The sequence below is a fragment of the Streptomyces sp. NPDC058650 genome, assembly GCF_042717315.1.
Classification (GTDB): domain Bacteria; phylum Actinomycetota; class Actinomycetes; order Streptomycetales; family Streptomycetaceae; genus Streptomyces.
Genome location: NZ_JBHXRL010000033.1, coordinates 1 through 18,240 on the forward strand (window position 1 = coordinate 1; position 18,240 = coordinate 18,240).

Annotated in this window: 19 protein-coding genes; 4 read left to right on the forward strand and 15 right to left on the reverse strand. The window is 70.8% G+C overall.

The window, feature by feature from the left end:
- Window positions 1-1,215 precede the first annotated feature (1,215 nt).
- Both ACFWWU_RS35680 and ACFWWU_RS35685 read left to right on the forward strand, forming a co-directional pair.
- Window positions 1,216-1,875, forward strand: coding sequence for a hypothetical protein (locus ACFWWU_RS35680; RefSeq protein WP_266977056.1), 660 nt, complete (start codon window positions 1,216-1,218; stop codon window positions 1,873-1,875).
- The gene (locus ACFWWU_RS35685; RefSeq protein WP_384152848.1) at window positions 1,872-2,348 is read left to right on the forward strand and encodes a hypothetical protein; all 477 of its coding nucleotides are present in this window, start codon (window positions 1,872-1,874) and stop codon (window positions 2,346-2,348) included. The genes ACFWWU_RS35680 and ACFWWU_RS35685 overlap by 4 nt, the downstream gene beginning before the upstream one ends.
- A gap of 955 nt (window positions 2,349-3,303) precedes the next feature.
- Here the strand turns inward: ACFWWU_RS35685 and ACFWWU_RS35690 are convergent.
- The 6 genes from ACFWWU_RS35690 to tpg (ACFWWU_RS35715) all read right to left on the reverse strand — a co-directional run bounded on the left by ACFWWU_RS35690 (window position 3,304) and on the right by tpg (ACFWWU_RS35715) (window position 6,436).
- Window positions 3,304-3,828, reverse strand: a complete 525-nt coding sequence (locus tag ACFWWU_RS35690; protein ID WP_384152851.1) for a hypothetical protein — start codon at window positions 3,826-3,828, stop codon at window positions 3,304-3,306.
- A 17-nt stretch (window positions 3,829-3,845) separates the two neighbouring features.
- Complete coding sequence (locus ACFWWU_RS35695) at window positions 3,846-4,118, reverse strand: hypothetical protein (RefSeq protein ID WP_384152854.1); 273 nt, start codon at window positions 4,116-4,118, stop codon at window positions 3,846-3,848.
- Window positions 4,118-4,354 (reverse strand): hypothetical protein, encoded by a 237-nt coding sequence (locus tag ACFWWU_RS35700; RefSeq protein WP_362453826.1) that lies wholly within the window; start codon window positions 4,352-4,354, stop codon window positions 4,118-4,120. The genes ACFWWU_RS35695 and ACFWWU_RS35700 overlap by 1 nt, the downstream gene beginning before the upstream one ends.
- Window positions 4,355-4,643: 289 nt before the next feature.
- Window positions 4,644-4,901, reverse strand: coding sequence for a hypothetical protein (locus ACFWWU_RS35705; protein WP_384152857.1), 258 nt, complete (start codon window positions 4,899-4,901; stop codon window positions 4,644-4,646).
- Window positions 4,902-4,980: 79 nt separating this feature from the next.
- Complete coding sequence (locus ACFWWU_RS35710; protein WP_384152860.1) at window positions 4,981-5,760, reverse strand: hypothetical protein; 780 nt, start codon at window positions 5,758-5,760, stop codon at window positions 4,981-4,983.
- 85 nt (window positions 5,761-5,845) lie between these two features.
- Window positions 5,846-6,436, reverse strand: a complete 591-nt coding sequence (gene tpg, locus ACFWWU_RS35715) for a telomere-protecting terminal protein Tpg (protein WP_384152863.1) — start codon at window positions 6,434-6,436, stop codon at window positions 5,846-5,848.
- A gap of 220 nt (window positions 6,437-6,656) precedes the next feature.
- Here tpg (ACFWWU_RS35715) and ACFWWU_RS35720 point away from each other — a divergent pair, with 220 nt between their 5' ends.
- Window positions 6,657-7,385, forward strand: a complete 729-nt coding sequence (locus ACFWWU_RS35720; RefSeq protein ID WP_384152866.1) for a GNAT family N-acetyltransferase — start codon at window positions 6,657-6,659, stop codon at window positions 7,383-7,385.
- Window positions 7,386-7,519: 134 nt separating this feature from the next.
- Here the strand turns inward: ACFWWU_RS35720 and tpg (ACFWWU_RS35725) are convergent, their stop codons facing one another.
- Together tpg (ACFWWU_RS35725) and tap are read right to left on the reverse strand one after the other, a co-directional pair.
- Complete coding sequence (tpg, locus tag ACFWWU_RS35725) at window positions 7,520-8,077, reverse strand: telomere-protecting terminal protein Tpg (protein ID WP_384152869.1); 558 nt, start codon at window positions 8,075-8,077, stop codon at window positions 7,520-7,522.
- Window positions 8,078-8,092: 15 nt separating this feature from the next.
- Window positions 8,093-10,399: a telomere-associated protein Tap gene (gene tap, locus ACFWWU_RS35730; protein ID WP_384152872.1), complete on the reverse strand. Its 2,307-nt coding sequence runs from the start codon at window positions 10,397-10,399 to the stop codon at window positions 8,093-8,095.
- A 200-nt stretch (window positions 10,400-10,599) separates the two neighbouring features.
- On the opposite strand from tap, the gene ACFWWU_RS35735 reads away from it, so the two are divergent.
- Complete coding sequence (locus ACFWWU_RS35735; protein ID WP_384152875.1) at window positions 10,600-11,316, forward strand: hypothetical protein; 717 nt, start codon at window positions 10,600-10,602, stop codon at window positions 11,314-11,316.
- Window positions 11,317-11,374: 58 nt separating this feature from the next.
- On the opposite strand, the gene ACFWWU_RS35740 is transcribed toward ACFWWU_RS35735, so the two are convergent.
- From ACFWWU_RS35740 to ACFWWU_RS35770, 7 genes are all read right to left on the reverse strand, one after another.
- Window positions 11,375-12,034 (reverse strand): hypothetical protein, encoded by a 660-nt coding sequence (locus ACFWWU_RS35740; protein ID WP_384152878.1) that lies wholly within the window; start codon window positions 12,032-12,034, stop codon window positions 11,375-11,377.
- Window positions 12,035-12,096: 62 nt separating this feature from the next.
- A complete protein-coding gene (locus ACFWWU_RS35745; RefSeq protein ID WP_384152881.1) occupies window positions 12,097-12,963 on the reverse strand; it encodes a DciA family protein in 867 nt (288 codons plus the stop codon).
- A 9-nt stretch (window positions 12,964-12,972) separates the two neighbouring features.
- The gene (locus tag ACFWWU_RS35750) at window positions 12,973-14,418 is read right to left on the reverse strand and encodes a winged helix-turn-helix domain-containing protein (protein ID WP_384152884.1); all 1,446 of its coding nucleotides are present in this window, start codon (window positions 14,416-14,418) and stop codon (window positions 12,973-12,975) included.
- Between the two features lie 890 nt (window positions 14,419-15,308).
- Entirely contained in the window at window positions 15,309-15,581 is a 273-nt protein-coding gene (locus ACFWWU_RS35755; RefSeq protein WP_384152886.1) for a helix-turn-helix transcriptional regulator, read from the reverse strand.
- 479 nt (window positions 15,582-16,060) lie between these two features.
- Window positions 16,061-16,528 (reverse strand): deaminase, encoded by a 468-nt coding sequence (locus ACFWWU_RS35760; protein ID WP_384152889.1) that lies wholly within the window; start codon window positions 16,526-16,528, stop codon window positions 16,061-16,063.
- Window positions 16,528-17,208 carry a RibD family protein gene (locus ACFWWU_RS35765; RefSeq protein ID WP_384152892.1) on the reverse strand — a complete coding sequence of 227 codons (681 nt, stop codon included), beginning with the start codon at window positions 17,206-17,208 and terminating at the stop codon, window positions 16,528-16,530. Before ACFWWU_RS35765 ends, ACFWWU_RS35760 begins: the two co-directional genes overlap by 1 nt.
- 4 nt (window positions 17,209-17,212) lie before the next feature.
- A complete protein-coding gene (locus tag ACFWWU_RS35770; protein ID WP_384153002.1) occupies window positions 17,213-18,187 on the reverse strand; it encodes a DNA-binding protein in 975 nt (324 codons plus the stop codon).
- Between the last annotated feature and the right edge of the window lie 53 nt (window positions 18,188-18,240).

The window sequence follows — 18,240 nt, forward strand, 5'->3', positions numbered from 1 at the left end:
GAGCGGGTACCACATCGCTGCGCGATGTGCAAGCGGGGCGGTCGCTGCGCTCCCTTCGCCCACGCGGAGCGTGGGCGCCTCCCTCCGCTGCGCTCCTGGAGGCAGTGGGACCGGCCGCTGCGCGCCCGGCTGGCCGCGCATCGCGCGGCCGTGCCACTGGGGTGTGGTGGTGCGGGCTAGTGGGGCCTCCACTACGGGAGTTGGGGGAGCGCGGGGCGCTCCCGGCGGGTCCGCTGCGCTCCCCCGCCTGACGGTCCTTCGGGCTGCGCCTCCAGAACCTTTGGGGCCCGCTGGCGCGGGCCGGGCTGGCTACGAGGGTGGGGGTCGCTCGCTCGTGTGGGTTCTAGTGTACCGCGTGCATCGGGTTGATGCAGCATGTACCGTTGGCGGAAACACGGGACACCCCCCAACCACCAGGACGGGGCGCGACTTTTGATACAAGGTCAGCCCCGAAATTCGGTTCCGACCACTCACCTGAGGAATCACGAATTGGGAAGTTGCGGACCTGAGCCACAGAACGGTACCTCAGATATCGGAAAGCTCGAATTCCGGCGTGCGGAGGTACCGGAGCCGAACGGCCCCCCAGGGCCGGGCGGCGGAACCGTCCACCGGCCCCGGCCACGCTTCCTCGCTTTTGATCGTCACGGTCGGCACCACCCGAGACTCAGAGCCGCTACTGCCGCCTACGGTCCGCAGCCGGCGCGAGGACCCGCACGCGAAGCCTGGCCCGCCACCTCCGTGCCCGGCCCGCAGTCGGCCGCGAACGCGCGAGAGGCCGCGCCGCAGACTGCGGCGTGTCGGTGGTTGATCACGGCCGCGCGATCCGGTATCACGCGCGCACACGCTCTAGAGGGGGAGCGAGATTCCGCATCGACGCAGGTCAGCGCGTTTTGGTGCCGCTGGGAGTATCACCCCGGGGTGATAAATCGAGGGTCCAGTTATCGCCCGGGGGTTATAAAACCAGGTCGGTTTGTGCACCAGGGAGACAATCAGCCGGGTGGGTGTCACGGGCCCGGGTGTCGGATTGTGCACTGGGGAGACATTCGGGGCGGGTGGGGCGTCGCGGTCGCTCGCGGGTCGGCAGGGGGGAGAAATCACCCCCGGGTGATAACGACACGCCGAAAGTGCAGCGGGGAGACACGAAAGTGCACCAGGGAGACAATCGCGTATGCTGCCGGTCCTGGCCCTACCGATCTTGAGGAGCGGACCACCGCGATGACTGCACAGCCCCAGCAGCAGCCGCGCCGGAGGCCGGCCTCACCCGGAGCTCCTCCGCCTCCCCCGCCCAGCGCCTTCCGGGCGCCCGGGGCGCTGCGGCGTACCAACGTGGTCAACCTGCCGGACGGCTACCGGGCCAGTGTCGAGCCGCCGGTCACCAGCGACGGCTTCCTGGGCGACGACTTCGTCATGGACAGCCAGGAGTTCCTGTGCTGGCTCTCGGACTACTACCGCGACGACATCGTCACCCTGAGGCTGATCATCAGGATGATGGGGATCCAGAAGCCCGGCGGGACCGTGGAGGCGACGCAGAGCAAGCTGGCTGGCCTTCTGAAGGTCAAGCAGAGCCAGATCTCCCGGTCGCTCAAGGACACCGGTGCCCTCGGGGTGACCGCCAAGGTGAAGGCCGGGCTCTACCAGCTCCACCCGCGGCTCTCGCTGCGGGGCGGCCGGGTACCGGTGGAGCCGAAGGCGGGTATGCGGGCACAGGGGACACTGAAGGTCGATCAGCTCTCGCTGCTGGACGCCATCGAGGACAACCCGGATCTGCCCGAGGTGTTCAAGGAACTGCGGCAGCTCCCGAAGCCGGAGCAGAAGCCGCTCCGGGAGGACAAGGCGCGCGCCCAGGCCCGCGCCGAGGAGGATGGGACGTCATGACGATCGCTGTGGAGCACGTCGCGCCGGAGTACGTCTGGACGGCCAACAACGCTCTGGTGTTCGCCCCGCGTGGCATGCCACCGTCCGCGTACCCCGTGCTGATCCACCTCCTGGGCCGCCAGGAGCCGGGCGGGCGCTGCCTGGTCACTCACGGCACCCTTGCCACCGAGCTTGGCATCACTCGGACGAAGATCACTCGCGGCCTCCAGCACCTCGCCTTCGCCCGGATGGTGTGGAAGGAGGGCAACGGCGCCTACCGCCTCAGCCCGCTGATCGCCGGGTTCCGGACCCCAGCCGAGCAGCTCCAGGCCATCGGGGCGATGGATGACGACGACCGCTTCGACCACCCCGACTTCCAAGAGCGCTACGAGCAGCAGATCGAGGCGTACGAGGAGGAGAAGCGGGCCAAGGCTGCCGAGCGGCAACGGCGGCTGGAGCCGCCCATCGACCTCGCCGCGCGCCGGCGAACCTGACTTCCTCACCGAAGCGGCGTTGCACCCACCAGTGCGGCGCCGCTTCTCGCGTACGGAAGACGTACGGCCGGAGCGGCATTGCAGGAGTCGCGTCCGTCTAGCCAGCTCCGGTGCAGCAGCCATCCGCGCTGCATTGGTGAGGCCAGCCTTGCTACCCGTGCAGCACCCGTGTGCCGCCCGGGTCGAGCACATGCTGCAGCGCGAGCCAAACGGCCAGGGCAGCACCCGGTCTTGCACCCACCCGCTGCCCTTGCACCCTTCGCCACCAGGAGCAGCAGCCCGTGCAGCAGGACGGGCAGCACGCGGAAGGGTGCAAGGTCCGGGCGATGCTGGAGGCCCCTCTCCGGGACTTCGCCGGGAGGCCGCTGGGGGCCGCTTGAGCGGGCCGCGGCCGACCAGTTTCTTGCACCCCAATGTAGTTAGGTACTTGTAGTACCTATGTGCGGGTTGAACTCTCTTCCCCCTGAGAGCAGAGTTCGCGGCCGGGAGAGCGAGAACACCGACGCCGAGGACGAGCCCCGGCAAGTCGGCCGGGGGCCAGATGCACCCCGGGCGGCGCGAAGCGCTGTACGCCGCTGTGAGGGCCCGAGAGGTCCCTGATCGTCTCCTGGGAGTCCGGAAGTGCCCAGAGCGGCGCAGGCGGCCGCACAGCGGCGGGAAGGATCACGCGGGCCGTGAGGTGACGGGCTCGGTGGTGAGCTCTGCCCGACCGTGCGAATACTGCGCACCCACCAGAACCGCCAACCGAACATCCGCGTCAGCGAGGTCTTGCGCAGCTTCTACTACCGGTACCTCGCCTACGGCGGGTGAGGGGAGCGCGCTCGTCATCTGGTCAGTCAGTCCTAGGTATTCCTCTTACGCGAGCGATCCCTCACCAAACGACGGACCCGATCCCTCACCAAACAACGAACTGCGGAGAGGTCCGCCGTGCTGTCCACAGGCTCCCGCAGACCTTTCAGGTCAGGCTCTGCGCGAGGGTCTCGCAGTGCGCCATCGACGTTGCCGCCACTTCGAGGTCGCCTTCACCCGCAGCCCGGCACGCCAGCCCCATCACCGCCAGCATGTTCTGCAGCGGACTGTCCTCGCCATCGGCGCCGGCTTCTTCGACCCGGGCGAGCAGCACGCGGTCGGCCTGGTCCAGGACGTCGGACCAGACGTAGCCCAGCGCCTGGGGGTCCACGCCGGTCAGCGTCGTCAGCCACAGGTCGGCGTGCGACTGGAGCTGCTGCTCGGCAGTGCGGTAGTCCAGGACGGTCCCGCAGGGCATCGAGCCGTCGTCAGGGTGGGTCGCGGCCGCGGGCCACCCGGGCAGGTCCTCGGAGTGGGCTCGGCACAGGAAGACGAGCCAGGCCGCGCCCGGCCCGTCGTCCCGCGCCGGGCCTTCGCGGAGCGTGGCAGCCGGGAGGGAGCACCCCGCCAGGACGGTGCGGAGCCCACCGAGGGCGCGGTGGGCGGAGAGCTGCTGGATGAGGTGGGGCACCTCGGCTCCTTCGGCGGCTAGACCTCGATGTATGCGACGACGATCACGGTCCCCAACACCGAAACCCAGTACAAGAGCCGTACGCGCTCGACGTCGTCGGCGTACTCGCGCAGCTGGGGGCCGGTGGCGCTGCCGGGGAGCGGCTCGCCGATGCCGGGGTCGACGGAGATGACGACCAGGGCGCGGTCCAGGGCGTGGATGTCCGCCTCGCTGGTGATGTTCTCCAGCTGCTTCGCGGCGGAGTCGGAGAAGGTGATCCGGGCGCGGCGCGGGCCGTGCTGCTTGACCATCAGGCGACGGCCGGGCGCTGGGCGGCGAGGCGGGTGAGGTGGGCCTCGCGCAGCTCCTCCCACGGGGTGCACTGCTCGGGGTCGGGCAGGCCGTTGGTGGCGATGTCCTCCAGGACGGCGGCGAACCGGTCGGCGTCGGCGCGGGTCTTAGCCGCGTACGCGCGCACCGCGTCGGCGGCCGCGGGCTCCAGCTGCCGGGCGGCGGTGTCGGCGGGGGTGGCCGGCTGTTCGCTCATCGAGGGCTCCAGGGCGCGTAACTGGCAGATCTCACCACGGTATCGCCGGGTGCGCGGGCCGGGGACCACTCCGGCCGAATTGGGTACCGGTTGCGCTCCGTAGCCGCATCCGGAGGAGTGTCACGCTGTTCGGCGCGAGGCCGAAATCCGGGGGTCAGCCCCGTGATTGCGGGCCCGATCGGCAGCGTGACACCCCAGCGTGACAGCCGGATCGAGGGCGCGTGACACCCGAGCGTGACAGCGTGACAGTCACCCTCGGTGATCACGGGCATTCGGTGACGAAGGCTGCTCAGCCATCTTGCGGAACGTCCGGCACCAGGTCCCGGTAGGCCTGACGCATCGCATCCAGCGCGGCGCATCGCGCCACGATCGCGTTCATCTCCTGCGCCAGGTCCTGCGCCCTGCCGGACAGTTCCTCACCGCTGTACAGAACCCTTCCGTCACAGAAGGCCCGGAGCCTGTCCGAGAGCCCCATCAGGGCGCCGGACAGGTTCGCCGTGCGCAGGTCGATCTGTTCGTACTTCAGATGCAGGGTGTTGTCGGCCACGCCCCTCATGATGTCCGGCCTGTGCCAGGCGCGGCGGGTGATCCCCAGGATGTGCCCGGAGCGGGCCGCGAGTGCGGCGCTACGAGCGGGTGCGGGTGAGGAACGCGGCGAGCGCGCTGGCGGCTTCGGGCTCGGTGGTGGCGATCCGGGCCGCGAACGCCAGCTCGTCGACATCGGCGCCGGGGACCAGGCGGGCGAGTTCGGCGAGCAGCGCGGCGTGCGCGAGGACCGGCGGCGTCAGAAGGCCGGCGGCTTCCTCGCGGGCGGCCCGGTCGCGGTAGTGCCCGAGGTGCGCGGCCAGGGCGCGGGCGAGCCAGGCGTCGACGTCGGCCTGGACGTACCCGCCGGCTCGCCGGGTGAGCTCGTCGCGTACGGCTTCGTCGCCGTGCCGGGGCTCGGTTTGCTCCAGGTTGCCGAGCTCGCGCAGCGCCTGGAGCTCGTCGGCGCGGGCCGCCATCCGGGCGGCTTCGCGCAGCTCGGCTTCCCGGGCGACGGCGGCCGCGGCTTCGACGGCGAGGTCGGCCTGGACGATGTCGTCGGTGTCCGGGTCGTAGACCGTGCCCGGCGCGGCCGCGGCGAGCAGCTGGTCCAGGCGCTCCCACTCCGTGAGCTCCGCGTGGCTGCGGACGTCGCCAACCAGGTCCTCGTGCCGGGACGCCTGCCGGGCATCGAACCGGGCTTCCTCGAGGGCCGCCGCGACCGCGCCGGCGTCCATTCCCCTCGCCCGGCGCCGTACGACGCGGCGGCCGATACGGGCGGCGCGGGCCGGATCGTAGAGCGCGGCGGCTCGCGGGGCGGGCGGTCGGCGGGTGCTCTCGCCGGGCGGCCAGAACCGGGTCATCTTCGGTCTCGCATTCATCGTGCGGATTTGGAGCGGGCCGCCGCCAGAGCGCTGTACGGCGGCCCGCCGATCTGGTTTATAGCAGGCTCCGAATTCGGGCGGGTCAGAACCGGAAAGAAATGGAGGACACCGACGTGAAATCGGCGCGCAGCCCGTCAGCCCGCGTGCCCCATTCCGTGAAATACGACTCGGTGATGGCCTCCGCGACGATCGGATGTAGATCTTCCTCCGTCGCACCAGCTTCCTGGAGCTCCAGGATTTGCTTCACATAGGTGGGCGAGATGTCCGTGGTGATCTGCCGCTCGCGGCCATCGTCCGAGCTACCCGTGCAGGTGAACCCGAAGTAGGCCGTCACCTCCACCATCATCCCCTTGGACGTGGACGCCGCCGCGCGCGCCTGTGCCCTGACCTGCGGTTGCCACTCCGATTCGGTCTCCTCCACCAGGGCGGCCTGGAGGCGCTTCTGCGGCTTCTTCAGCTTCCCGGCCCGGTAGCGCTCCACTGTTCGGCGCGAGACGCCCAGGCGCTCTGCCACGGCCTTGGTCGACCCCTTCACCCGCGTGAGAAGGAATTCCACCTGTACTTTCGCGGACTTTGGTGCGGGCCGGGTGAAGACCTTCCGTTCCGCCCGCGCGAGGGCCTCCAGGACCTTGCCGCGGCGCGGGGCCGGCTGCTGCTGCTCGTGATCGCTCATGTCCACCATCAGGCCAGCGAAGCCCTGTGGACAGAGGCCAGGCTTCGACGACCAAGTCGGCTGTCAGAGCCGCGTGTTAGGCAGAGTCCGGGTTGGGGAGGCTGCGGATGACAAGGGGAGGAACGCTGTGGGGAAGCGAACAGGGGTGCGCAAGGGTGCCCGTCGATCGGGAAATCCGGCACGTCGGGAGGCGCAGCAGGGTCTGTACTCGGGAAACGTGATGGGTGAGCGCATGTACGCCGCCCCCGCCACGGCCGACCGGTCCGCGAGGCAGCCGGGAGACATCATTGCGGTGCCCGTCCCGGATCTGCCGGACGGGCTGGTGATCCGGGAGGCGGCCCGAGCCGACGCCCGCCCACTGCAGCCGGTGATCCGGCTGGCCGATCCGGACAACCCCGACGGCTCCTGGCGGGCGATTCCCTCCGTGATCGACCAGAGCCTCGATCCGGAGAGCCTTACGTACGCGCGAGTGGTGGAGGAGACGTCGTCCGGCGCGCTGGCCGGCGGCATGCTCGCGCTGCCGGCGACGTGGGCCTTCACCCACCCGATGCTGATCGGATCGCCCAACGTGCACTTCATCGCCGGGCTGGTCGCCTGTCTGGACTCCCTCGCGGTGGTCGACCAGTGGCGCGGCAAGGGCGTCGCGCGGGCCCTGGTCGCCGAAGCGGAGAGGGCGGCGGGCTCACGCCCAGCCGGGAAGCTGGGCGCGGCGGTTCTGTACGTCACGCACGAGCCGGAGCTGACGGACTTCTACGCCGGGCTGGGCTTCACCCTCTCCCCTGACGGCATCGGCATCCCCACACCATCGGGGTTCATCTGCCACGGCCCGATCGCTGGTCTGCGCTTCTCTGTGAAGCCGTTGCGCACCGGCGTCCAGATGGAGGCCATGCCTACTCCCTACGGCCGTCATCTGGTCGTCCAAGGCGTCCTGCCGGTCCCCGCGCGTTGACCTCAGCGCCGGATTGACCGGCGCGCGGCGGTGTCGTTGAGCACGGCGCGCGTGCACGACATCCGGCCCCCGCGGATACGCGAGCGAGCCCGGACCAGTTGGTCCGGGCTCGCGGGCTGTTCGGGGCGCGGCTGCTAGAGGCCGAACTCGAGGTGTTCGACGTCGGTGAACCGGACCTCGTCCAGGCTCCCGGCGCGGCGGCCGCCGTCCTGGAAGTAGACCTCCTTGAGGGCTTCGGCCGCGATCTCCTGGAGTTCGGTGTCGCTGGCGCCGGCCGCCTGGGCGTCGAAGAGGCGGGCGGCGTAGACCGGCGGCAGGGCGACGGTCAGGTGCCGGATGCGGTCCTGGTCGGTCGACCCGATGGGCGCGGTGTAGCCCATGCGGGCGCGGGCGTCGATCACGATGCCGCCGGTCGTCGCCGCCTTCTCGCGGGCCTTGGCCCGGATCTGCGGCTGCCACCGCTTGGTCACCTCGCGCTCCAGGCGCGCGGCGAGGTCGGCGCGCGGCTTCTTCGCCTTGCCCGCCACGTACCGCTCCACCTGCCGCTGGGACATGCCGAGCAGTTCGGCGACGGCCTTCGTGCCACCGAGCTGCTTGACCATGTACCGCATCTGCGGGCCCGCGGACTTGGGTGCCGGGCGGGTGAACGCCTTCTGCACCGCCTTGTCCAGGCCGTCCCCGAACATGCTCATCGCCTGCGTACTCCCCTACTCGCCATTGTCGGCGTCGGTGACGGTGCCGTCCTTGATGGACCGGGCGAGGTTGAGCTCCGGCGCGTTGAACTTGTCCCGGACCTCCTCGCCCCACAGGACGGACTGGGTGCCCTCGTGCTTGACCAGGCCGGGGTTGATGCCGAGCTTGAACCCGCCGGGCAGCGGCTTGCCCTCCCGGTAGGGCAGGAAGTCCAGCGGGCTCGGTCCGTTCGCGGCGTAGACGACGCAGTCGGACAGGATCGCGATCGGGTACTGCCCGGTGAACGACGCGTGCTTGACGATCTTCCTGTGGAGGTTGATCCGGGTGCGGGAGATGACCGCCGCCCGGATGTCCGGGCGCCAGGTGGGGCGCTCCAGGGCACGCCACCGCTCGCCCGGCCGCCAGCCCTCGCCCCGGGGCCGCTCGCGCAGCTTGCCCAGGCCGCCCTTGACCGTCGCCTTGATCGCCGAGACGACGATCGTCAGCTCCGGGTCGCGCTCCTTGTAGCCGTCCATCGCCGTGAGGAAGTCCTCCGGCGACAGTTCGGCGTCGACGCCGAGGTCGGCCATCGTCGCCAGGTAGGCGTCACGCAGCCGCCCGTACCAGCCGTCCAGGTAGCGGCCGTTGTCGTACCGCACCCACGCCTCGATCGGCGCGACGTCGTAGCCGAGCTCCTGGGCGTAGGCGACGGTGGGCGTCGCGTACCAGGCCGGGCCGGTCGGGCGGTCGCCCTTCGGCGTGAACGGGGAGGGCAACAGGCTGCCGTCCAGCTCCACCCACTCCTTGCCGACCTTCACCCGCGACAGGTCGACGTGGGACAGGTCGACCAGCCACGAGCCGGGCAGCTTCGGGTCGAACGCGAGGCCCTTGACGTGCGTCGGCTCACCGAGGCCGACGTTCAGCCCGTTCGCGCCGGCGGCGAAGGCCATGTTCACGTCCAGGCCGACCAGGTAGCGCAGGGTGCACTCGGCATCGGTCATCGGCCGCGCCCAGTCGTACGCCTCCTCGAACAGCTTCTCCGCAGGTCCCCGCACGTGGAAGCGCGGCAGATCCAGCGCAGTGACCACCGGATGCCCGTCCGGGGCCTCGCACGGCGCGCAGTCCACCGGGTCGCTGCCCAGCGACCCGGGCGTCTTGGTCTCCGCCTGCCGCAGGACACCGGTCTCCTCATCCCGCACGGCGTGGGTCGGCGGGTGCAGCGCGGTCATCAGCTCCAGGCCGGTGACGGCGGTGGAGCCGCGCGGCGTCATCACCCGCGACGCGTACACGCCCAGGACGCGGGCGAGCTCCGCCGGCGGAAGCTGCGCGGCGTCGCCCCAGAACCGGGCGTCCAGCGCGTTCCACGACGGGATGCACAGCTGCACGCACTGGCGGTCCGAGCCCTTGGCCGGACGGTAGATCCGCGCCCACGGCCCGAAGCCCCTCTTGGTGAGCTTCCAGTCGGCGCGCACCAGCTGCTTGATGACCTTGTGGCCCTCCGGGATCCGACCGGCGTCCTTCTCCTCCGCCGTGAACGAGACCGGGAGGCCGTAGCGCTCCAGGGCGGCCTCGGTAAGCACGAGCAGCGGATCGGCGGGCCGTCCCGGCCCGGACAGCTTCGGCTGACCGAGCTTCGCCTCCTTGAGCGTCCAGTCCACCAGGGACGGCAGGGACTTGGCGGGCACGTCCAGGACCAGGCCGCCGGTGCAGTACGCCAGCACCTTCCCGTCCTCGACATCCACGACCGCCAGCGGCCCGTTCTCGAACCGCGGGTCCATCTCGCCCGCCGGGGTTCCGGCCGGGGCCGCCTTCTTCGCGCCGGGGCGGCGCGACGTCGACGTCGGCCTGGCGGTGGGCGCCGGACGCGGCGCGGCCGTCGGAGCAGCAGCAACGGGAGCAGAGGGCTGTGTGTTCTCGGTTTCAGTCATGTCCGCAGCCTCGGACGCTTCCCCTGTGGACAGAGTCCGCGTTTCCGCCGGGTGGGGCACGCCGGGAGAGGGGTAGAGGGATGCGGCGATTTCGTCGAGCACAGCGTCCGGAACCTCTGGCATCTTGCCTGCCGGGCTGGGCGCGCGGGTGAACGTGGCGGGCACCGGGGCCGGGTAGAGCTCCGCGAGCTGCTTGAGCAGTCGCGCGTACGCCTCGCGTTCCGGGCCGCGCGGCTCGGTCGGCTTCTTCACCGACTCCCACGCGGACACCGTGGCCCGGCGCACCCCGAGGGCGCCGGCGACGTCGTCCAGCGTCAGGCCGTGGGCGACCCGCAGCCGCTTGCGCTCCTCCGCCGACGGCAGAGCAGAGCGGGACGCGACCAGCGCGTCGACCGCATCGAACATCTCGGACATGGAACACCTCCTGACCCACACTCTACCCCATGAACCGTAATCTTTGCGTACTTCTACCGTACAAACACCGTACGAACCCTCTTGAGGGTGAGGCGACGTTTCATGCTGACGCCTGCGGGCTCAGGCGGGGTGGATCCCCGCCATGGCTGGTTCTGGCGATCTGCCAGCCCTGCCGGGTCCGGCTCAGTACGGTGCCGAGCATGGCCAAACGAGGGAAGACGCGCGGCGGCTCCACCCCGCCGCAGCCTGTGACCGCCAAGCGCGTCATCGAGGGCTGGCAAGGCCCCGAGGGAGGGCGCATCCGGCTTGCCCAGGCGGGCGAGGCCGACGCCGTGCAGGACCTGATGGCCGCCGCGGGGGCACGGCTGGACCAGCCAGCGGCCGACCAGTTCGGCGGCGAGCTCGCCGTGGCGCTGTGCGCAGGGCTGACCGGCCAGGAGGCGTGGATCAGGGCGATGACGCCGTTGCTGGTGCAGAGGACGTACCTCGACGCGATCCCCGGGCTGTCCCTGGTCCTGGTCGCGGAGGACAAGGCCGGCGACATCGTCGGCGCGGCGTACTCGATGCCGCCGATGCCCATCATGAACGGCGCCCAGCAGCAGGGATTTCCTCCTGAGCAGCTGATGTCCATTCCCATCGCCCTGGCCAAGCTGGCCGGCCTCAGCGTCACGGAGAAGGCCCGCGGTGCCGGGTGGGCCACCCACCTGCTCAAGCGCACCGTGCAGGTCTACGAACAGCTCGACCTGCTCCTGTTCTACGGCCAGTTCCCCGTCGACTCCGGCCTGGACCGCTTCTACCAGCAGCGCGGCTTCACACCCCTGGCCCCGCAGGAGAAGCTGGACCTGGCCCCGCTCAGCCTGCCGTTCGGCATCGACCCCGGGCCCGGGGAGCAGCTCTTCGTCCGCTGGAAGCGCTGACCGGGCGGCCAAGCCAGGCTGGCCCGCCCTGGCGGCCGGCCTGGCTTGGCCGCAGCGCCTACTGGCGGGCTGCGGGGATGAACAGGCGGGTTCCCTGATACAGGCCGGAAGCGGTCTCCTCCCGCCGCCGCTCTACCAGGTCCATCGCCTCCAGCCGGTCTGCGACCTTCGATGCGCCCGGCAGGCCGCACCCCAGGAGAGCCGCGATCGTCGCGGAGATACGGCCGCGCTGGCTGTCGACTGGGCCGTCGATCAGCGACACCTCGCCCGTTGCCGAGGTCTCCAGGAGCAGCAGCAGGAACGCAAGCCGGTCAGTGGCCGCTCCGCGTCCTGTGCGCGTCCTCATCAACCCGGCGCCCGGCGCGAAGAGCGCAGACACCACAGGCCGCAGGGCTCCGTCCGGGGCGGCCTCGGTGGGCGACGTGAACACAAGGCCCGGGTCCCCGCCCGGAACGGTGTGCCAAGCCGCCCGGCGCAGCCCGGGAATCACGAGCGACGCCACATGCGAGAGGGACACCCCGGCCCACTCCCCCAAGCTCTGCGAGCGCAGCGTCACCGACCTCTCCCCCGATGGGATCAGGGCCTGCAAGACCACTGCGGCGAGCCGTACGGCATCGAGCTCGCCCGCCAAGGCGGGGCCGTTCAGGACTGCACGAACAGCAGTACGCGCGCGCTCCCGGCTCAGCTGATCCGGCACCAGAGGGGATGTGGGCTGCACGGCGGTCTCCTTCTTCAACGGCACATGAGCAAAACGGTCGGGTTGGGCAGCCGGCTGCGGGATCACGCGGTCCGCGCCAGCTGATGCGGTGCGGCCATCGGGCGGCCGGCTTTCTCAGCACGGGCCCGGCGCAACGCGGCGGCCTCGGTGACTGCGGCCTGACGGCGGCGCTGCATACGGGCACCGTCGATCGGGGCCGGCGCATCGTCCGGATCAGGGTCCGGGTCGGGAAAGGCCCGGCGGCTGAGCTCGCGCATCGCCCTGGTCTGCCGCTCGATCGCCTCGGTGACGCCCGAGTGGACGTGCTGGACGCGCGGGACGGCCTGGTGGGCGGCGAGCGCCTGGTGGAAGCCGGGCGGGGCCATGTCGCGGGTCTTCACCGGCGTCTGGGGCGCAGCCGCGGCTGCCGGGGCGGTGACCGTCTCGCGCGGCGCCGGGGTCGGAGCGCCGACGGCCAGGACCCGGACCGTGCGCACCGCCTGGGTGCCGGCCGCGTCGTTCGCCGCGGTGACGATCCGGGAGCTGATCAGCCGCAGCTGCGTCGCGTACGCCGACGAGTCCGGGCACAGGTCCAGCTGCCCCGTCTCGGAGTGGAACGCCACCGCCTTCACGTGCGTGGCCAGCTTCGGCGAGAGGGCGGCCGCGATGTCCGGCCACTGGTCCAGGATGCTTCCGCCGGCGGCCGGGACGTCCCAGGCCCGGTCGGCCATCAGGCCCTGGAGCACGGCGGCGAACCCGGTCGGCTCCCGGCCATCACCCCGGACCGTGGTGGTGCGGGTACGGCGCTTCGCCTTGCGGGTGCCGGCCTCACCGCGGGCCTTCGCGGCCTCGCGCGCCTGGTGCAGCGCAACCCGGGCCAGGTCGACGCCGGACAGCTCCGGGGCCGGCTCCTCGCTGCTGCTGACGGTGGTGTTGAGGGTCTGGGTCATCACGGCCTCCTACCGGCGTCCGACGGTCATCAGCGAGCTGCTGCTCGCCAGCTTGCGAGCGCGCTGCACCAGGTCAGCGCCGTAGATGTGCACGGCGGCGGCCGGGCCGAGGGTGTCGAACGTGGTCATGATGAGCGTGGTGTCGCCCGCCATGAACTCGCCCATCCCCGTCGCCCGCATGTCCGCCAGGTCCTCCGGGCTCAGGTCCTCGATCCCGTTCAGCGCGGGCTGCATCTCGACCGGCTCCTCGTGCTGCTGCTGGGGGGTGAACGCGTCGGCGACCAGGCGGCGGACCGACTCACTGCTCGGCGGCGTCCAGGCGCCCTCCCACTCCTGGTGGCGGGCCTTCTCAGCGCGGCGAGAGTCCCGGTACGCCTGAACAGCGCGCTGACGGCCCTCTTCGGTCGGCCACAGCGCCACCGCACTGGCCAGGCGTCCGGCGAGGAACCCCGACGGCCGGTGCACGGTGCCGGGGGCGTCGCCGCAGTCCAGGAACGCGATCACCTGGTCGGCCGTCCAGCCCGCGTCCGAGACGTCCTTGAGGATCCAGGCGATCCGGGGCACCGCAGCGCGGCCCATCCACGGCACCTGGCGGATCAGCTCCGAGGCCAGCTGGAAACGGCGCCCGACCGCGTTCAGCTTCCGGCTGCCGCGCTTGACCTTCTTCGGGGTGGGGGAATCGCTCTGCCCGCTTGCGAGCTTGTTCTCAGGGGGAAGAGAGGTAGTTCCCGCAGAAAAAGCACTGCGGGAACTACCCACCATTGGGGTGCAACGGACCTCATCCGAAACAGGCGTCACAGCACCCTGGTCAGCGGGCTTCCGGGCACCCTTCGCCGACGTCCTCGAGGACGACTTCGCCCGCCGCTTGCGCACCTTCCGGGCCGCCTTGGTCGCCAGCGTCGTCATCAGCTCCCGGCCGGCCTCCGCGATCCCCGTCATCCGCCGACCGGAACCCTCACCGGCCGTGCGGATGCCCAGCGCGACGTCGAACTCGGGCGGCACCATCCGCGCGAACTCCGACGCCTGCGCCTTCTCACCGCGGATCCGGGTGCCCCGCACGACGTACGCAAGCAGCCCGGCCTCCCGCAGCATCCCCAGGTGGTACTCCACGCTCCGCTCCGACAGCCCGGTGCGGCGCACCAGGTACTCGATCCCCGGACGGCACGGGAACAGCTCCGCGAGCTCCTGGGCGACGCGCACCGTCGTCGGCCCGAACGAGCGCGGCCCGTGAGACCGGTGCCGACGCGGCAGGTACAGCCCGGACCCGGCGACCCAGTGGACCGCCTGCATCCAGGAGTAGCCGTCCAGCGCGATCCGGCCTGTCGACGTCGTCAGCCACTGGGACGCCTCCGGCACGAACAAGCCGGGCAGTACAGCGACCGCGCCGTCGACCGGCGAGCCGGACGTGCGCGGGGACGGGATCACCACGACGGCCGGTGCCGTCATGGCGCTCATCGGCCCACCACCGCGACAGAGCGGTGCGCGGGCATGGGCGGGCAGGCGCGAACGATCATCCGAGCAGCCTCGGAGATTTCCCCTGTGGACAGAGTCCGGAGATCAACGGCGGGCCTGTGGACAACGAGAGCGGAACGGCGAGAGCCGTTCAACGGGGCGGTGGACGTCACGGCTGCACCCCGCGAGCCCATCCCGAAAGCCCCGCGCTTGTAGCTTCCTACCGGAAGACCCACTTCCTGTACGAACCGCTCGGAAGGGGAGAAGCCGGGCGCGAATCCCGTCACACGGGACGATCGCCGGACCTGAACCGGGGTGAATCGGGCAGAGCCAAGCTGACAGAGGGACACGAGATCGGGCACTATGAAGAGACCAACTTCCATATGCGTGGACCGACCGAGCCCCTAGCGGGGCTGGGCTGTCCGTTCGTGTGGATGTGTGGGCGCCCCCTCCGTGAGGAGCGGGCACCGGACGAAGAACCAGAGGCGGCTCCCTTGCTTCCTTGTGGCGACTCGGACGGGTGATGCGGACAGCCCTCGGGCTGGTCGTTCTGATGGAGCTTCGGTGGCCCTGCCAAGGGCCGGTGGAGCGAGCGGAAGCCCCCTGCCAGGGGCGACTGCGGTACTGCTCGGTCCTCGCGGACCGGTGGTGCGAACCCGCTTACCAAGGCGGGGTACTACGAGAGAAAATCCAGCTCAGTGAGCTGGAGCCTGGAACCGGCGCCAACCGGGACCAGGCAGCCGACCTAGTGATCGGCGCTGACGGGCCGCGCGAGGCCGGAGTGGATTACCAGTCCACTCTTTTGGCGCGCGCGGCCGATGACCTAGGTCATCCCGACCCCCTCGATACCGAAGGCGGAGTCGGCGACCCCGGAAACGGCCGAGACCATGAAGTCATCGCTCATCGGACGCTCCCTCGATGGCAGCGTCCGGGTACTTCTCTGCCAGCTTCCGAAGAAGGTGCGCGTACGCGCGACGGTTCCCGCGGTGAGGCTGGGTGGCCCCGGCCTCCCAGCGGGCGATCGCAAGGCGCTTGACGCCGATGGCCTCAGCGACTTCGGTCTGCGTGAGGCCGGCGGCGAGCCGAAGCTGCCGCCGGACCTGGAGCGCGGGGAGGGAGTTGTCCTCCTCCACCAGGGCGTCAATTCGCCTCAGCGGATCAGACATCGAGACCTCCACCGTAGGGAATGATTGACAAAAAGATACACGGCCCCGGTGATCTTCGCTAACGAGAACGAGCGTGTTGCCGTACGAGATACCGACCGGCTCCACCTGACTCCCCTCCCTTCGGCGATGACCGTCCCGCTCCTGACGTGAGAACGTGCAGGTAGAACCCCTTGGTGCCCTTGAATCGGAACAGATTTCGAGCGGCAGTTCCAGCGCTCGCCGACTCGTAACCCTGACGCTCCCGCCTGGCGGGAAGCGAGTCCGTGAACCGTCCCGCCACGCGGGAAGGGGAACGAACGCGGCGAGTGTGGCACGTGATCTGACGCGGTGTCTGGTGACATTCGGGGGTGACATTTGGATGTCACCAGCGAATGTCACCCCCCTCGTCCCCGCCCTGCGCGGTCCCCTGCAAGACGGCGCGACGGTGCCGATCTTCACGGCTCCGCTGCCGGGCAATCCGATCACGTACCCCTGCTCCGTCATGCAAGGTCCCCCAGGTGCGCGTTGGCCGACTTCGCGGCCGCGGCTAGCTCGTGCAGTTCCACGACCGCGACTCCGGCCTCCGCCAGCTGCTCGTAGCCGACGCAGTCGTCGACGAACAGGCTCGGCTCCCGCCAGGCGATGACCACCCGCGGAATCCCAGCGGCCAAGATGCGCTGAGCGCACGGGGTACGCGGCGAGTGCCGCTGAGAGCAGGGCTCCAACGTGCTGTAGAGCGTCGCCCCGGCAAGTCGCGGGTCATCCGCAGGCAGCTTCGCGAGCGCGGCCTCTTCCGCGTGCTCGTGCGGATCGGCCTGCCGGGAGTAGCCGGACGCGAGCTCGCTGCCGTCCTCGCCGACGATGACCGCGCCGACCGAGTAGGCCCCTGCGGCCGGCGGGCACAGCGCGGCAAGGTTGATCGCGCGGTTCATCCAGCGCAGGTCCTGGTCTCGGTCGGGCGCGTACATCAGGCGCGTCCCTTCGGGGCGTAGCGGACGAAGACGACGTCGTTGATCGCGCGGACCTCGAGGACCTGCATCCGCGCGGTCGACCCGCCCGGGTAGTCGGCGGCCCCGAGAAACCGAGCGGCCTCCGGCTGGCCGACCAGCAGCGGCGCGATGGCCAAGTGCACTTCGTCGGCGAGGTCCTGCGCCATGAGCTGGGTGTGGATCGTGCCGCCGCCCTCCACCATCAGCTGCCTGACGCCGCGGCGCCCGAGCTCATCGAGGACCAGGCCCCAGTCGAGGTCCGGCCCGACGCTGACGACGTCGGCGAGGTCCCCGAGCGTCGCGCGCACCTTTTCCACCGCGTCGTCCACGGTGATGACGAGCTTGTTGCCGCCGTGGTGCCAGAACTTCAGGTCCGCGGCGAGGTCGCCGGTGCGGGTGACCGTGACCTTGAGCGGGTAGGCCGGCTTGCCGTCGGCGACGCGCTGAGCACGGCGTTCGTCGCTGTTGACCAACAGGCGTGGGTTGTCCTGGCGCATGGTGTTCGCGCCGATCAGGATGGCGTCGGACTCCGCGCGGACCTGGTCGACGCGGTCGAAGTCGGCGGCGTTGGACAGGCGCAGCCGCTCGGGGCTGGTGTCGTCCAGGTAGCCGTCGACCGACATGGCGGCCGACAGCACGACGTACGGGCGGGCAGTCATCTGCTCAGGCTTCCGTTTCTGTCTCGTGGGCGAGGGTGGAGTCGAAAGCGGCGCGGAACTCGGAAACCAGGGCCTCGCGCTGCCAGGGGATCAGGGCGGTGTCGAGCCGGGCGAGCTCGTTGGTGATGCGGCCGGAGCCGGTGTCGGCGGCGACGGTCAGCGCGTGCATGCCGACCGTCGCGGCCCGCTCGGGATCGCGGGCGCCGGCCAGGGCTACGGCCTGCCGCGCCATGTAGACCCCGCGGTCGCGGTGGTAGTCGTCGGGCATCAGCCGGATGGCGTCGGCGAAGGCGTCGGCGGCCTGGTCGTGCTTGCCGAGGGCCTCCAGGCCCTGCGCGCGGTGGACCTCTACGTACGAGGCGTTCAGCCACACGCCCCACGGGGTGGGGTCGGAGCCGATGCCGTCCAGGGCGTTGCGCACGGAGTCGATGGCGCGCTCGCTGTCGTCGGCGTCGCCGCGCAGGGCGTGTCCGTACGCCTCGTAGGTGCGGGCCACGGCGGCGAGTCGGCTGCGGGGCCGGGCCATCCGCTGGGCGGCTTCGGCCAGGTCGACGACGTCGACCAGGTCGGCGGTGTCACCGGCCAGTTGGGCCTTGCGGGCCATGACGTAGGTGGTCAGGTCGGTGTCGCCGACCGTGTACGACCACTGCATTGCCCTGTCGAGCCAGTACGACGCGGCATCCGGGTTGCCCAGGTCCTGGTGGAGCCAGGACAGGAACTCCCCGTACTGCGTCTGGAGCTCCATCAGGTCGTGCCGGTCGGTGCCCTTCGCCTCCCGCCGCAGCTGCTGGATGACGTCGATGTAGTCGCGCGTGGTCTTGAGAGCGTGGCGCGGCCCGAGCAGGTTGTCGCCGTCGATCAGGTGGCGACGGGCGCGGCGCAGGTGCTCCACCGGTGTCGAGCCGTACGCCGACGCGGCCCGCGCCTTGCGGACCAGGCTCGGCACGCCGTCCGAGTCCGCGGCCGCCGGCGAACCCATGCCTACCGCCGCAGCGGCTCCCAACCCCACCCCCGCGCGCAGCAGTGCACGCC